Annotated in this window: 10 protein-coding genes, 2 tRNA genes and 1 pseudogene; 6 read left to right on the forward strand and 7 right to left on the reverse strand. The window is 71.7% G+C overall.

What is annotated here, in order from left to right; translation table 11 throughout:
• Positions 1-63 precede the first annotated feature (63 nt).
• From PV341_RS37070 to PV341_RS37080, 3 genes are read right to left on the reverse strand one after another with little or no spacing between them, the layout of a single operon-like run.
• Positions 64-1,428, reverse strand: coding sequence for a bifunctional glycosyltransferase family 2/GtrA family protein (locus tag PV341_RS37070; protein ID WP_500332265.1), 1,365 nt, complete (start codon positions 1,426-1,428; stop codon positions 64-66).
• Between the two features lie 26 nt (positions 1,429-1,454).
• On the reverse strand, positions 1,455-2,972 hold the full coding sequence (locus PV341_RS37075; protein ID WP_500332266.1) for a sensor histidine kinase: 1,518 nt from the start codon (positions 2,970-2,972) through the stop codon (positions 1,455-1,457).
• Positions 2,969-3,709, reverse strand: a complete 741-nt coding sequence (locus PV341_RS37080) for a response regulator transcription factor (protein WP_500332267.1) — start codon at positions 3,707-3,709, stop codon at positions 2,969-2,971. The genes PV341_RS37075 and PV341_RS37080 overlap by 4 nt, the downstream gene beginning before the upstream one ends.
• A 177-nt stretch (positions 3,710-3,886) precedes the next feature.
• Here PV341_RS37080 and PV341_RS37085 point away from each other — a divergent pair, with 177 nt between their 5' ends.
• Both PV341_RS37085 and PV341_RS37090 read left to right on the forward strand, forming a co-directional pair.
• Entirely contained in the window at positions 3,887-4,768 is an 882-nt protein-coding gene (locus tag PV341_RS37085; RefSeq protein ID WP_500332268.1) for an LLM class F420-dependent oxidoreductase, read from the forward strand.
• A gap of 109 nt (positions 4,769-4,877) precedes the next feature.
• Positions 4,878-5,717, forward strand: a complete 840-nt coding sequence (locus PV341_RS37090; protein ID WP_500332269.1) for an MEDS domain-containing protein — start codon at positions 4,878-4,880, stop codon at positions 5,715-5,717.
• A gap of 15 nt (positions 5,718-5,732) precedes the next feature.
• On the opposite strand, the gene PV341_RS37095 is transcribed toward PV341_RS37090, so the two are convergent.
• Together PV341_RS37095 and PV341_RS37100 are read right to left on the reverse strand one after the other, a co-directional pair.
• Positions 5,733-5,945: an EF-hand domain-containing protein gene (locus PV341_RS37095; RefSeq protein WP_500332270.1), complete on the reverse strand. Its 213-nt coding sequence runs from the start codon at positions 5,943-5,945 to the stop codon at positions 5,733-5,735.
• Between the two features lie 616 nt (positions 5,946-6,561).
• Entirely contained in the window at positions 6,562-8,598 is a 2,037-nt protein-coding gene (locus PV341_RS37100; protein ID WP_500360111.1) for a SpoIIE family protein phosphatase, read from the reverse strand.
• Positions 8,599-9,114: 516 nt separating this feature from the next.
• Here PV341_RS37100 and PV341_RS37105 point away from each other — a divergent pair.
• Positions 9,115-9,921: pseudogene (locus tag PV341_RS37105) on the forward strand (IS481 family transposase); the annotation flags it as partial.
• Between the two features lie 131 nt (positions 9,922-10,052).
• Positions 10,053-11,333, forward strand: coding sequence for a tyrosine-type recombinase/integrase (locus PV341_RS37110; protein ID WP_500360113.1), 1,281 nt, complete (start codon positions 10,053-10,055; stop codon positions 11,331-11,333).
• Between the two features lie 81 nt (positions 11,334-11,414).
• Here PV341_RS37110 and PV341_RS37115 read toward each other — a convergent pair.
• Positions 11,415-11,487, reverse strand: a tRNA-Arg gene (locus PV341_RS37115).
• A 178-nt stretch (positions 11,488-11,665) separates the two neighbouring features.
• Positions 11,666-11,759: transfer RNA gene (locus PV341_RS37120), tRNA-Ser, on the reverse strand.
• A 186-nt stretch (positions 11,760-11,945) separates the two neighbouring features.
• On the opposite strand from PV341_RS37120, the gene PV341_RS37125 reads away from it, so the two are divergent.
• Together PV341_RS37125 and PV341_RS37130 are read left to right on the forward strand one after the other, a co-directional pair.
• Positions 11,946-12,386 carry an SSI family serine proteinase inhibitor gene (locus tag PV341_RS37125; RefSeq protein ID WP_500360114.1) on the forward strand — a complete coding sequence of 147 codons (441 nt, stop codon included), beginning with the start codon at positions 11,946-11,948 and terminating at the stop codon, positions 12,384-12,386.
• A 219-nt stretch (positions 12,387-12,605) separates the two neighbouring features.
• Positions 12,606-14,346: PAS domain-containing protein (locus PV341_RS37130; RefSeq protein ID WP_500360115.1), on the forward strand; the 1,741-nt coding region annotated here is incomplete at its 3' end.

Below are 14,346 nucleotides of genomic sequence, written 5' to 3' on the forward strand. Positions count from 1 at the left end.
GGAGGGGGAGGGGGCGCTGAGCGGGCACGGCCCGGTCCCGGGCCTCGTCGCTGCGCGACGTGGTCATCGGTCGCTCCTCGGGTCGTACGCGTCGGGACGCGCGGTCGGCAGGGGGGCGGCGGCGTCCCGGGTGGGATCCGCGACCGGTACGGGCGGGGTGCCGCCCGCCCGGTCGGGGAAGACCCAGGTGCGGAAGAGCAGGAAACGCAGCACCGTCGCGGCGAGGTTGGCCGCGACGAGCACGGCGAGTTCGGTGCCGTGCGCGGGCGTGGTGTCGGCGACGTGCAGCGCGGCCAGCGATCCGCTGGTGAGCGCCAGGCCGATGCCGAAGACGACCAGCCCCTGCGCCTGGTGCCGCACAGCCTTGTCGCGGCCGCGTACACCGAAGGTCAGCCGCCGGTTGGCGGCCGTGTTGCCCACCGCCGAGAGCAGCAGGGCGAGGGCGTTGGCGGCCTGGGCGCCGCAAAGGGTGCGGAAGAGCGTGTACAGCAGCAGGTACGCGACCGTGCTCAGCCCGCCGACGACGCAGAAGCCGACCAACTGCCGGGCGAGCCCGGCCGGCACGTCGGCGAGAAGGCGGTCGCGCGGGTCGTCGCCGAAGGGCCGGCGCAGCCGGTCGAGCGGGAGGGCGCCCGTGGCCAGCGCCCTGCCCACCCGCCACACGCCCTTGAGGTCGTCGGTGGCGGTCCTGACGACGTCCACGCTCGAGTCGGGGTCGTCGACCCAGTCGACCGGCACCTCGTGGATGCGCAGCCCGGCCCGTTCGGCCAGCACGAGCATCTCGGTGTCGAAGAACCAGCCGGTGTCCTCCACCAGGGGCAGCAGCCGCTCCGCGACGTCCTTGCGGATGGCCTTGAAGCCGCACTGCGCGTCGGAGAAGCGGGCGGCCAGCGAGGTCCGCAGCAGGACGTTGTAGGAGCGGGAGATGAACTCGCGCTTGGCGCCCCGCACGACGCGCGAGCTGCGGGCCAGCCGGGAGCCGACCGCCAGGTCGGAGTGGCCGGAGATCAGCGGGGCGACCAGCGGCAGCAGCGCGTTGAGGTCGGTGGAGAGGTCGGCGTCCATGTACGCCAGCACCGGCGCCCCGGAGGCCGACCACACCGCGCGCAGGGCGTGGCCGCGGCCCTTGCGCTCCAGCCGGAAGGCGGTGACCTCGGGGAGCTCGGCCTCCAGGGCCGTGGCGATCAGCGGCGTGCGGTCGGTGCTGGCGTTGTCGGCGACGGTGATCCGGAACGGGTAGGGGAAGGTGCGCCGCAGGTGCGTGTGGAGCCGGCGAACGCAGCCTTCGAGGTCCTTCTCCTCGTTGTGCACGGGGATCACGACGTCGAGCACCGGTTCGGTCTGCGCGACGGCCAGGTGCTCACGGGCGGGGAGGGCCTCCGGGCCCCGGGCCGGCCGGCCGGTCGGTGGGAGCTGTTGGGTTCGCATGGCGACGACCTTGGTCCGGCCCGCTGTCATGACGTTGTGGCGGCGCTGAGCGGCAGCTGTGAGTGCGCGGCGGGCAGGTGGACGCGGAAGACGGTACGGCCGGGCACGCTGTCGATGGACACCGCGCCGCGGTGTGCGGCCACCACGGCCTGGACGATGGCGAGTCCCAGGCCCGTGCTGCCCGCCGCCCGGGAGCGGGAGGCGTCACCGCGCGCGAAGCGCTCGAAGACGTGCGGCAGCAGGGCGGACGGGATGCCGGGACCGTCGTCCTCGACCTCGACCAGCACCTCCCGGCCGCGCGGCACGACGCGCGCGACGACGGTGCTGCCGGGCGGGGTGTGGGTGCGGGCGTTGGCGAGCAGGTTGGTCAGCACCTGGTGCAGGCGCTCCGGGTCGCCGTGCACGACGGCGGGTTCGTCCGGGAGGTTCAGCAGCCAGCGGTGGTCGTTCCCGGCCGCGCGGGCGTCGCTGACGGCGTCGACGACCAGCGGGGACATGTCCGTCCCGGTCAGGCCGAGCGGACGCCCGGCGTCCAGCCGCGCGAGCAGCAGCAGGTCCTCCACCAGGGTGGTCATCCGGCTCGCCTCCGACTCGATCCGGCCGAGCGCGTGCCGGGTGTCCGGGCCGATCGTCTCCCGGCCGCGCCGGGTCAGCTCGGCGTACCCGCGGATGGAGGCCAGCGGGGTGCGCAGTTCGTGGCTGGCGTCGGCGACGAAACGGCGGACCCGGGTCTCGCTCTCCTGGCGGGCGTGCAGGGCGTTGCCGACGTGGTCGAGCATGCGGTTGAGCGCGGCGCCGACCTGGCCGACCTCGGTGCGCGGATCGGTGTCGGCGTCCGGCACGCGGTCGTGGAGGGCGACCTCCCCACGGTGGAGGGTGAGTTCGGAGACCCGGGTGGCGGTGGCGGCGACCCGGCGCAGCGGGTGGAGGCTGAGCCGGATCATGACGAAGCCGGCCATCCCGGCGGCGGCCAGCCCCGCGGCGGTGACGCAGGCCTCGACGACCACGAGGGTGCCGATGGTGTCGCGGACGGCCGTCGTCGGCAGTCCCACGAGCAGCCACCCACCGCTGCCGTCGGTGGCCGACTGCACGCGGAAGCCCCCCAGTCCCGGGACGTCGAGCGTGTGCGGCAGGCCGTCCAGGGGGACGGCCGCGAACGCTTCGCGCTGCGGAGCGGTGAGCGGCCGGGCCTGCAGCCGGGACTGGGTGCCGCTGGGCTGCGCGCTGACGCCGGCGGCGGTCACCGCGCCGGTCGCGTCGAGCCGGGCGCCCACGGTCCCGGGGGCGATGCCGGGCCCGGTGATGAAGCGCAGGGACCCGGTGCCGGGGACCGGCGGCCCGACCGGATGCTTGCCGTCGTACCCCGGGTCCAGCCGGGCCCGGCCGGCGACCGCCACCACCTGCTTGTCCAGTTGCGTGAAGAGGAAGGACTGCAGGGCGAGCGTCGTGACCGTACCGATGACCGCGCACACGACCGCGATCAGCGCGACCGAGGAGACCACCAGCCGGGTCCGCAGGGACGCGCGCCGGCGGGCCCGGCTCACGCCGCTTCGCCCGGCTTGATCAGGTAGCCGGCGCCGCGCCGGGTGTGGATCATCGGGGGGCGGCCCACGTCGATCTTCTTGCGCAGGTAGGAGATGTAGAGCTCGACGACGTTGGCCTGGCCCCCGAAGTCGTAGGACCAGACGCGGTCGAGGATCTGCGCCTTGCTCAGCACCCGGCGCGGATTGCGCATCAGGTACCGCAGCAGCTCGAACTCGGTGGCCGTGAGGTGGATGCCCTGGCCGCCGCGGCTGACCTCGTGGCTGTCCTCGTCGAGCACGAGGTCACCCACGACCAGCAGCGACTCCTGGCGGGCGGCGGCGGCCCCGGCCCGGCGGAGCAGCCCGCGCAGCCGGGCCACGACCTCCTCCAGGCTGAACGGCTTGGTGACGTAGTCGTCACCGCCCGCGGTGAGACCCGCGATGCGGTCCTCGACGGCGTCCTTGGCGGTGAGGAACAGCACCGGCACGTCGGGCAGTTCGCGGCGCAGCCGGGCCAGGACCTCCAGGCCGTCCATGTCGGGCAGCATGACGTCGAGGACCACGGCGTCCGGTCGCACCTCGCGCGCGGCGCGCAGCGCGTCGGAGCCGGTGCCTTCGGTGTGGACGTCCCAGCCCTCGTAGCGCAGGGCCATGGAGAGCAGGTCGGCGAGGGCGTGCTCGTCGTCGACGACGAGCACCCGGACAGGTACGCCGCCGGGACGCGTGAGGTCGGCGGCGGGGGAAGGTGACGCGGTCATGCCCGCATCCTGTGAACCGCCGCTGAGAACCCCCTTTCCGCTGCCTGTGATTTCCCTGAGAATCCCCTGTCGCGAAGGCCCTGACGCGCCGCCGGGCCGGGAATGCGCGGGTCGCGGACCCCGTTTTGGTACGAAGGACGTCGAACTTCAAACGGACTTCACGGCGGGAGAAGACCCATGAGCGACAGCCGGACGCCGGCGATCGGGCGCTACGGCCTGTGGAACGCCGGGCTGCGCGACCCCGATCCGGCCCGCGCGGCCGAACTCGCCGAGACCGCTGGCGAACTGGAGGAACTGGGCTACGGGGCCCTGTGGCTCGGCGGCAGCAGCGGCGTCGAGCACGCGGTACCGCTGATCGAGGCCACCTCCTCCATCACCGTCGCGACCGGCATCCTCAGCATCTGGCAGTACGGGGCCGAGGACACCGCCGCCCGCCAGGCGGGCCTCGAGGCCGCCCACCCCGGGCGCTTCCTGCTCGGGCTGGGCGTCAGCCACGCCCGCCTCGCCGAGCAGTACAAGCACCCGTACGCCGCGATGACCCGCTACCTCGACGAGCTGGACGCCGCCGGGGCCCCGGCCGGGAACCGGGTGCTCGCCGCGCTCGGCCCGCGGATGCTGGACCTCGCGCGCGACCGCTCGGCGGGCGCCCACCCCTACCTGGTCACCGTCGAGCACACCGCGCAGGCGCGGGCCACGCTGGGCGAGGGGCCGCTGCTGGCACCGGAGTTCACGGTCGTCCTGGAGACCGACCCGGCACGGGCCCGCGAGACGGCCCGGGAGATGCTGGCGTTCTACCTGACGCTCCCCAACTACACCAACAACTGGCTGCGCCTGGGGTTCACCGAGGACGACCTCGCCGACGGGGGCAGCGACCGCCTGGTCGACGCGCTCTTCGGCTGGGGCGACGAGGAGCGGGTCCGGCAGCGGATCGACGCCTTCCTCGACGCGGGCGCCGACCACGTCGCCGTCCAGGTGCTGGCCTCGGGCGAGGACCGGTCCGGACTGCCGCGCGAGCAGTGGCGCCGGCTGGCCGCGGCGCTGATGCCCACCGGTCACTGAAGGTCCGTCCGCAGGCAATCGGGGACAGTCCACCGACAGGAACGGAACCCTCCGCTCAAAGGCGTTCAGCGCCCGGCCGCTCCACGGGGCCGGGCGTATGTTCGGCCCCATGGACAGCGGCACCGTGCCTCGTACTGTCTCGGTCGACCGCATGGCGTCCGGCGACCACGCCTGCCTCGGCTTCCAGGACGAGGACGACCGCTGGGAGATCCGCGCCGCCTTCACCGCGATCGGGCTCGCCCGCGGCGAACGCGTCCTGCTCTTCACCGATCCCGGTACGCCCCCGGCCGAGGCCGTCACCCGCCTCGGCGCCCACGGGGTCCGCGCCGCCGACGCGGTCCGCCACAGCGCCCTCGTCATCACCCCCGAGGTCCCCGGCTACGACGGCGCCGCCGCCTGGACCGCCCTGACGAACACCGCCCACTGCCATGGCTTCTCCGGCCTCCGCGTCGCCGGCGACATGTCCTGGGCCCTCGGCCCCCACCTCGACCGCGACCGCCTGCTCGGCCACGAGACCGCCATGACCCCGATCCTCGCGGGCCTCGGCCTCACCACCATCTGCGAGTACGACCAGCGGCGCTTCGCCGCCTCGCTCCTCGACCGGGTCCGGGCGGCCCACCCGGTCTGCGTACGCCCCCGCCACGGATCACTGCGCGCGGAGCGCTCCGGCGACACCCTCACCCTGCGCGGCGACGCGGACCTCGCCACCCGCAACGACTTCGAACTGGTCGTCCGTCACGCTTTCGCGGCGCCCGCCGGCCCGCCGTACCGGGTCGACCTCACCCGGGTGGCCTTCCTCGACGCCCGCTGCGCATCCGTCCTGATCCGCCACGTGGCGTCCCTCGGCCCCGCCGACCGCGTCACCATCCGCTGCCCACGACTGCACGCGCGCACCCTGCGGCTCTGCGGCGCGACCGAGGTCCCCCAGCTCCTCCTCGAGGAGACCTGAACCCCCGGCCCGGCGTCAGGCCTGCTGGGCCGCCCAGAACTCGTCCCACGAGATCTTGCCGTCGCCGTTGGCGTCGACGGCCCTGATGACGCTCTGCGCCACGGTCTCGGTCACGTTGAAGTCCCCGAGCTGCGCCATCACGCTCTTGTACTCGCTCGCCGTGATGAGCCCGTCCCCGTCGACATCGAATCGCGTGAACGCCTTCTTGGCCGCCTCGATGTCCGCCATCGTGACCACCCCTCCTTGTGTGTACTCGGTCCTGACTGCGCACACCCTAGCCGCCGCAACGACCCCCCAACGCGAGAGGCCCCCGGGTGATCCCGGGGGCCTCTGGCTTGTTGTGCACTCGGCAGGATTCGAACCTGCAACCTTCTGATCCGTAGGCGGGGGCGCACACGGATCACCTGGTCCCCCTTAGCCACCAGGGCTTGTCGGCCAGGATGCACCTGTACGCCAGCGTGTGCCTGTGTGCGCCGACGTTGATGTCAGACGCTGATGTCAGGCATCACCTACTGCTTGACAGAGCTGGCTGTCGGTGAAGCGCCCTATCCAGCCTTGGGTGGCGCACGCTTTCCAACTCTGCACGGGCTGGTGTGCCTTGGTTCGTGGGCGCCCGCGGGTCGGGCCCCTGGGCGCCCTGCAGGGGAGTTGAACGGCTATAAGCGGCGACGAATGAGACTGCTGACCTGCTCGGCCATCGGCTGCAGGACGGTGTGCGTCCAAGTGGGTATGGGCAGGCAACCCTGCCGGACGGGGCCCGAGCCCTCTGACACTGCCCGGGTCTGAGACCCGCGACATGGCTGACAGTGCCGCAGTCGGTGTGTCGATCCCTCTTTTGGAGGGTTCAGTTCGTTGCCTGGATGAGGAGGAGGGCGATGTCGTCGTTGCGAAGTGTGGTGTGGGTGGCGTGGTGGATGAGGGTGTCGGCGAGGGCGTCCATGGTCTGGTCTTGGGCGTGTGTGAGCTGGTTGGCGAGGGCGGCGATGGTGTCGTCGATGTCGGTGCCGGGGGTTTCCACGAGTCCGTCGGTGTAGAGGGCGAGTACGGCTCCGGGCGGCAGGGGGATCTCGGTGGTCGTGTAGTGGGCGGTCGGGTCGATGCCGAGCAGTAGGCCGGGGGGCAGGTCGAGAACTTCGGTGCGGCCGTCGGGGTGGCGCAGCAGTGGTGGGGGGTGGCCGGCGGTGGCCAGATGGGCGCGGTGGTGTGTCAGGTCGAGGTGGGCGTACAGGCAGCTGGCGAACCGACTGGCGCCGATGTCGGCCATGAGGCGGTTGGTCCGTGCGAGGACGTCGCCGGGCGCTGCGCCTGTTGTGGCGTGGGCGTGCACGGCGGTGCGGACCTGGCCCATGAGGGCTGCGGCGTTCACATTGTGACCTTCGACGTCGCCGATGGCCGCGGCAGCGCTGGTGGCATCGCAGCGGATGAGGTCGTAGAAGTCGCCGCCGACATCGATGCCGCGGGTGGTGGGGAGGTATCGCGCGACCACCTGAAAGCCTGGGATGGTGGGCAGGACATGCGGCAGCAGGGCGTTTTGCAGACCGTGGGCGAGCTGGTGTTTCGCGTCGTAGAGGCTGGCCCGGTCCAGTGCCTGGGTGATCAGCCCGGCCAGTGAGGTCAGGATGGCGCGTTCTGCCGGGGGGAAGGGGTGGGGCTGGTCGTAGGAGAGGACGAGGGAACCGAAGGTGCGGCCGGAGACGATCAGCGGCAGGAAGGCCCAGGCGGCCTTGCCGTCATGGGGGGCGGCGGCGGGGTAGGCGCGTTTGAAGTCGTCGAAGGTGGCGAAGAAACTGGGGACACCGGCAGCCACGACATGTGCTGCCGGGGAGCGGGAGGCCAGCGGTATCGCGTCGAGGCGGTTTATGAGGTCGGCTGTGTAGCCGCGGTGGCCGATGATGCGCAGCCGGCCTTCGTCCACGGCCATCAGGGCAAGCGCCTGGGCGCCGATGGCGGGCATTAGCTGGCCGGTGACCTGCGCGACCACCTCGTCGACCCCGGCGGCCTCGGTGAGGGTGGTCGCCAGCTGCGTCAGGGGGTAGACGCCTATGACCCGGTCCGACTCCGAGGCGGGTGCCGACTGCTCCCATGGTGCCTCGGTCGGTGCCTGCCCGGTCGTGGCGGGGGAGGTCTGGACGCTGATGCCGTAGGCGTGCGGGTACAGGCGGAAGGACAACCACTGGTCGGGCGGACGCGGCACGGTGAAGGAGATGGGCCGCCGGGTGACGATGGCTGCCCGGTAGGCGTCCCCGAAACGGGTGTCGGAGAGCCAGGGCAGTACTTTTTCGGGCCGGGCGCCCAGCAAGGCAGTGGCCTCGGCCCCGACCATCTTGGCCGCGGCAGCGTTGACGAAGGTGATCAGGCCGTCCGGGTCCAGCGCCCAGCAGCCCATGGGCAACCCCTCGGCGAACTCGACCGCAGCCAGCGCCTCGGCCCGGCCGGGGATGCGGGGAGACCGCCGGGACAGTGCCCGCGGCTGGGCGCCCGGCAGGAGCGGGAGGCCACGCTCGGCGGCCTGCTGCAAAAACAGCCCTGCACGGGAGCAGAAGGCGTCCATCGCATCGCGTTCGGGCCGGCCCAGCTCGGGCGGGTCCCGGGTAGGCCACACCAGCACGAGCGCACCCCACACCATCGTGCCGTGCGCCATCGGGGCGGCAGCCACCATGAAGTCATAGGGCAGCAGTAGCCCGGTCCGTGGATTGCGCAGCGCCACCTCCTCCTGGCTGCCCAGCCACACCAAACGCCGCTCCCGCACGGCCTGCGCCATCGCCTCCGGAGAATCCAACGGGACCTGCGCCCACGGAGCGGTGAGCCGCACCGGCGCCCCGGACACCACCGCCAGGTGCAGCACTCGCTCGCTAGGCAACAGCAGATACACCAGCGCCACCGAAGCTCCTGTGTCCTGCACGACACGCTCCAGCGCTGCATCAAGCTCCTCAGCCCCGAACTCAGAGGCCGGGACGGGACCGGCGCCCGTGGACACCTTTCACCCACTCCCGCTGGCGGTAGCAGCCGCCTGCATGTGCACGACAACAGCCACCTGCACCAGCAGATCCACACCCGCCGTCGCCATCGCCTCCTCCGCTTGCGCCGCCTCCTGCCGATGCGCCGGTCGGTAATACCGTCGGGCCACGCCCACCGGATCCGGCAACGGACCATCGGACCGAATGTCGCATATATATGGACGATATGCCCGCATTGCCATAACGGCAGCCCGAGCGAGCGAGACAGGAGCGCAGGGCCCCGGCGGCGAGGAACCTTGACCAAGTAGGGAAAGTTCTACTGCGCAGCGTCGCTGCCTGACTGTGTGGCTTCACCTGATGCTTGACACCGCTTGCCTCGGCTTGGCTGTGTGCGTCTGATTCGGCGCGTGCGCGGGAGGGCCGGGGCCGTACTGGTGGAGTTGAGCGTGGTCGAGCAGCGGTATCACGCGGTCATGGAGGTGGCCGCGGGCGCCCCGGTGGTCGAGGTCGCGGCGCGTTATGGGGTCTCGCGGCAGTCGGTGCATGCGTGGGTGCGCAAGTACGAGCAGAGCGGCCTTTCGGGGTTGGCGGATCGTTCGCACCGCCCGGCGTCGTGTCCGCACCGGATCCCGTCCGTGGTGGAAGCGTTGGTGTGTGATCTGCGCCGGGCGCATCCGGGTTGGGGTCCGCGCCGGCTGGTGCACGAGCTGGAACGCAAACGGATCACGCCGGTGCCGTCGCGGGCGACGGTCTATCGGGTACTGGTCCGAAACGGCCTGGTCGAACCGGGGGTCCAGAAGCGTCGCAGATCCGATTACCGCAGGTGGGAACGGTCGGAGGCGATGAAGCTGTGGCAGCTGGACATCGTCGGCGGCGTCCTGCTGGCCGGCGGGGCGGAGTGCAAGGTGGTCACCGGCATCGATGACCACTCGCGGTTCGTGGTGATCGCGAAAGTCGTGCCGCGGGCGACCGGGCGGGCGGTCTGCCTGGCCTTCGGTGAGGCCCTGCAGCGGTTCGGGGTCCCGGAGGAGGTGCTGACCGACAACGGCAAGCAGTTCACGGCCCGGTTCGGCTCGGGCAAGCCTGGTGAGGTGCTGTTCGACCGGATCTGCCGGGAGAACGGGATCAAGCACCGGCTGACCAAGCCGAAGTCACCGACGACCACGGGGAAGATCGAGCGGTTCCATCAGACTCTGCGGCGTGAACTTCTGGACGACTGCGACCGGTTCACCGACCTCGCAGCGGCTGCCCCATCCGCTACCCCGGAACAGGCCTCTGACTCCCGGCAGCTCCAAAGCTTCACCGCCGGCCGTTCGCGCCGCATCCCGGTCGACGCCGTCCGCAACTACATCCAGCAGAGCATCGAGGAGGCCGCGTAATGGCCAAGCGCCGCGCCAACGGCGAAGGCACCATCACCAAGCGCAAGGACGGCCGCTATCACGCTGCTGCGTACGTCTATCGCCCCGACGGTACGCGCGTGAGGAAATTTGTCTACGGCAAGACGCGGGAGGAGGTGAGCCACAAGCTCACCGAACTCCAGGAGAAGACCCGGCAGGGCATCCCGGCCGCCACCTCCGCCATGGCGTTCGGCGACTACCTCACGTACTGGCTTGCCACCATCGCGTCCGTTCGGCTCAAGCCCGCCACGCTCAACAGCTATGAGGGACTGAGCCGGCTCTACATCACCCCGGCGCTCGGCAAGAAGAGGCTCAACCGCCTCTCCCCAACCGATGTCCGCCTGTTCCTGGCCGAGTTCAAGAACGGGTGCCTCTGCTGCCTCCGAGGGGTCGACACCGCCAGGGAGAAGGGCGACCAGACGTGCTGTGCGGTCGGAAAGTGCTGCAAGCGGCACCCGTCCGCGAGGACGGTCCAGTACGTCCACGCCGTCCTGCGCTCCGCACTCCAGCAGGCGGTCCGAGAAGAACTCATCGCCCGCAACGTCGCCAAGATCGTGGAAACCCCCACGGTCACCCGACAGGAAGTCCGCCCGTTGGATGCTGCCGAAGCCAAGATGCTGCTCAAGGCCGCACGCGACCACCGGCTCTATGCGCTGTGGCTACTGCTGGTCTCCACCGGCCTGCGCCGGGGCGAGGTGCTGGGCCTCACATGGGCGGATGTCGACCTCACCAACGGTCAGCTCCGGGTCCGGCGCAATCTCCAGCGCATCAAGCGTGAGCTGATCTTCGGAACGCCGAAGACGATGCGTTCGGTGCGGACCATCTCGCTTCCGAAGCGCTGTGTCGCCGCACTCACCGCCCACAAGACCACTCAGGCCAAGGAGCGGGCCGTGGCCGGCGACAAGTGGCAGCCCCTCCCACAGCAGCCGAGCGGGCTGATCTTCACCACCGCCACGGGCCGCGCGACGGACCCCCGGAGCCTCAACAGGATGCTCACGGTCCTCTGCCGCAACGCCAAGATCCGCCGGGTCCGGGTGCACGACCTCCGGCACACGTGCGCGTCGCTGCTGCTGGCTCAGGGGGTAGATGCTCGGACCATCATGGAGACGCTCGGGCACAGCACGATCACGATGACGCTCGACACCTACGCGCACGTCATGCACACGACCCTGAGGGCCGCGGCCGATCGCATGGACGACGCCCTCGGGCTGGATGAGGAGGACGGCGACGACGGCGACGCGGTGAGCCTCGCGGCCGGCTGAGACGCCGGCCCGAACCACGTTGATGTCAGCCGCTGATGTCAGAAGGCCCCCGGGATGATCCCGGGGGCCTTCTGAGCTGTGTGCACTCGGCAGGATTCGAACCTGCAACCTTCTGATCCGTAGTCAGATGCTCTATCCGTTGAGCTACGAGTGCTTGTGCTTCCCGGCGTTTTCTTGCCGGTCGGCGTTGCGGGAACAACATTACATGACCCGCGCCGTGAGGTGAAATCCATTAGCCGCACCCGCTCTGACCTGCCGAAACGCCGAATGCGGGGTCCAGGAGGGGTGCCGGGAACGGCAGAAGCCCCGGCCGGGTGGCCGGGGCTTCTGTGTGGCGGAGGCGGAGGGATTTGAACCCTCGATGGACGGTAAAGCCCAAACCGCATTAGCAGTGCGGCGCCATAGACCGGACTAGGCGACGCCTCCTCACGTACCCGCGCGAGCGGGTGTGTGCAGATGATGGCACAGCCCACCGGGCTGGGACCAATCGCTGACCAGATTACTCGGCCGTGCACGGCCAGGGCAAAGGCGTTGCGGCGGGCGCCGGGGCGGCGCGCCCACGATCGGGTGGATTGACGGGCGCGGACGGTGCCGGGGAGGTAGGGACGGAGCATGCGATTGGCTCGTGGACCCATGACCGCCGCGCTCGCGCTCGGCCTGCCGCTGACGGTGGCCGCACCGGCCCTGGCTTGCCCTCCGGGGGCGGGGGAGTCGTCCGACGTGCTGCGGGTGACCGTGGACGACGGGGGCGGGCACCTGTCCGAGTACGACCTGCGCTGCGACCCCGCGGGCGGGACGCACCCGGACGCGAGGGAGGCGTGCGCGCTCCTGGAGCGGCTGGGCGGGCCTGTGGGGCCCGAGCCCGAGGGCACGATGTGCACGATGATCTACGGCGGCCCGCAGCGGGCGACGGTGCGGGGCAGCTGGCGCGGCCGGCCCGTGGACGCCCGCTACGACCGCAGCAACGGCTGCGAGACGGCCCGCTGGCGGCGGATGGCCCCGGTGCTGCCCGCACCCGCCGTCCACGACGGGTCCGGTGGCCCGGGGGCGTGACCTGCGGAGGTGACCGACACCACATCGGCACGGCTCGACCACGAACACTACTCACGCGTACGGGACATGGGCATCCGGAGCCTCGCCGCCAACCTCTGCCCGTACACTCGCTCTAGTGACATGCCCTCCGGTCGGCGGCAAGATGGCCACCACCGGTGGATGCCCCCTTCGCGGGTGGTGGCGCGGCAGCAAGTGCGGTTTTCAGGGAGGACGCGTCTCGTGAGCAGCAGGCCATCCCGAGGCGCTGCTCGCCTCGCGGCAATACTCGACGCGCTCCCCGACGCGCTGCTGCTGGTGAACGCCAACGGGACCGTCGTCAACGCCAATTCCATCGCCCTGGAGACCTTCGAGTCGCCGGGCACCGCCCTCGTGGGCCGCGGGCTGCTCGACCTCCTGCCGGCGTTCGACGCGCGTCGCATCCCCGGTTCGATGCGCCGCCCCGACGACGACGTGGGCCGCACCAAGCCGACCCGGATGGTCGCCCGGCGGACCGACGGCAGTGAAATTCCGGTGGAGGTCACGAGCGCGAACCTCGACGACGCCCGCACACCTTTCGCCGAGACGTACAGCTACACCGGCGACGAGCTGCTGATGCTGGTCGTCCGCGACCTGACCGGGACGCTGGACACCGAGGCCGAACTCGCCCGCCAGCAGCGCCAGACCGAGATGATCCTGCGCGCCGCCAGCGAGGGCGTGGTCGGCGTCGACACCGACGGCAAGATCGTCCTGGTCAACCCCTCGGCCGCGCAGATCCTGGGCTTCCGGGCCACCGACCTCGGCGGGCAGGAGCTGCACCCGCTGGTGCACCACTCCCGTCCGGACGGCAGCCCGCTGCCGGCCGAGGAGACGCCGCTCTCCGAGACGCTGCGCTCCGGGCTGAAGCACCGGGTCCGCGGCCAGGTGCTGTGGCGCAAGGACGGGCGCTCGGTTCCGGTCGACCTGATCACGGCGCCGGTGCGGGAGGGCGACCAGCTGGTCGGCGCGGTGATGACCTTCACCGACCGCACGCGCTTCGACGCGCTCGCCGCCCGCAACGCGCAACTGCAGTCGCTGCTCGGCGACGCCCTGCGCGGACCGCTGGACGAACTGCGGGCCGAGCTGGCCGGGCTAGCCAACGACCCGGCCGGGCAGCTGTGGCCGGAGGCCAACCAGATCCTGCACCACCTCACCGCGGGCTACGCGCGGATCACCACGCTCATCGACAGCGTGCTCTCCTTCCAGCGGCTCGACCGGGGCGAGGAGAAGCTGCAGCGCGAGACGACCTCGATGGACAAGGTCGTGGCGTCCGGCGTCGAGGCGGCGGTCGAGCTGATCGGTCCCGGGCGGGCGCAGTACGCGGTGCACGCGCCGCCGATCGAGGCGACCGTGGACGCCGAGCGGATGTCCCAGGCGCTGTCCCACCTGATCGCGGACGTGGCGGGCGTCGACGCGGCCGGCAACATGCCGGTCGTGGTCGGCGGCGTCGACTCCACGATCGTGGTGGCGGCGGCGCAGCGCGGCGACTCCGTCCGCATCGAGGTGCGCGGCCCGCACGCCGGCGACAACCCGGTGCACCTGCCCATCGCGCGGGGCATCGTCGAGAAGCACGGCGGCGTGCTCCAGACGCACGAGGTGCCCGGGCAGGGCAGCGCGTACGTGATGGAGGTGCCGGTCGGCAAGGGCGGCGCGAAGACGGCGGTCAAGGAGCCCCGGCGGGAGTCGGAGACGACCGTCATGCCGGTGCCGGCCGAGCCGGTGCGCGGTACCGCCCCGGCCGCGCTGGCGCAGGCGCCGTCCTCGGCGCCGCAGCCGCCCAGGCCCGCAGCGCCGGTGGCGACCCCCGGTGCCGCGCTCGCGCTGCCCGCCGCGCCGACCACCGACGCGCCGACCCCCACGGGGCGGCGCCGTGCCCTGCGGCGTCCCGAGGAGCAGCAGGTCCCGCCGCAACCGCAGCCCCAGCCCCAGGCCGCCCTCCCCCCGG

This window comes from Streptomyces sp. PA03-1a, assembly GCF_033792805.1.
GTDB lineage: Bacteria > Actinomycetota > Actinomycetes > Streptomycetales > Streptomycetaceae > Actinacidiphila.

Excerpts from the sequence above, each read along its gene's own strand:
- PV341_RS37070 (WP_500332265.1), bottom strand. The coding sequence starts at position 1,428 with ATGCGAACCCAACAGCTCCCACCGACCGGCCGGCCGGCCCGGGGCCCG.
- PV341_RS37080 (WP_500332267.1), bottom strand. The coding sequence starts at position 3,709 with ATGACCGCGTCACCTTCCCCCGCCGCCGACCTCACGCGTCCCGGCGGC.
- PV341_RS37085 (WP_500332268.1), top strand. The coding sequence starts at position 3,887 with ATGAGCGACAGCCGGACGCCGGCGATCGGGCGCTACGGCCTGTGGAAC.
- PV341_RS37090 (WP_500332269.1), top strand. The coding sequence starts at position 4,878 with ATGGACAGCGGCACCGTGCCTCGTACTGTCTCGGTCGACCGCATGGCG.
- PV341_RS37095 (WP_500332270.1), bottom strand. The coding sequence starts at position 5,945 with ATGGCGGACATCGAGGCGGCCAAGAAGGCGTTCACGCGATTCGATGTC.
- PV341_RS37110 (WP_500360113.1), top strand. The coding sequence starts at position 10,053 with ATGGCCAAGCGCCGCGCCAACGGCGAAGGCACCATCACCAAGCGCAAG.
- PV341_RS37125 (WP_500360114.1), top strand. The coding sequence starts at position 11,946 with ATGCGATTGGCTCGTGGACCCATGACCGCCGCGCTCGCGCTCGGCCTG.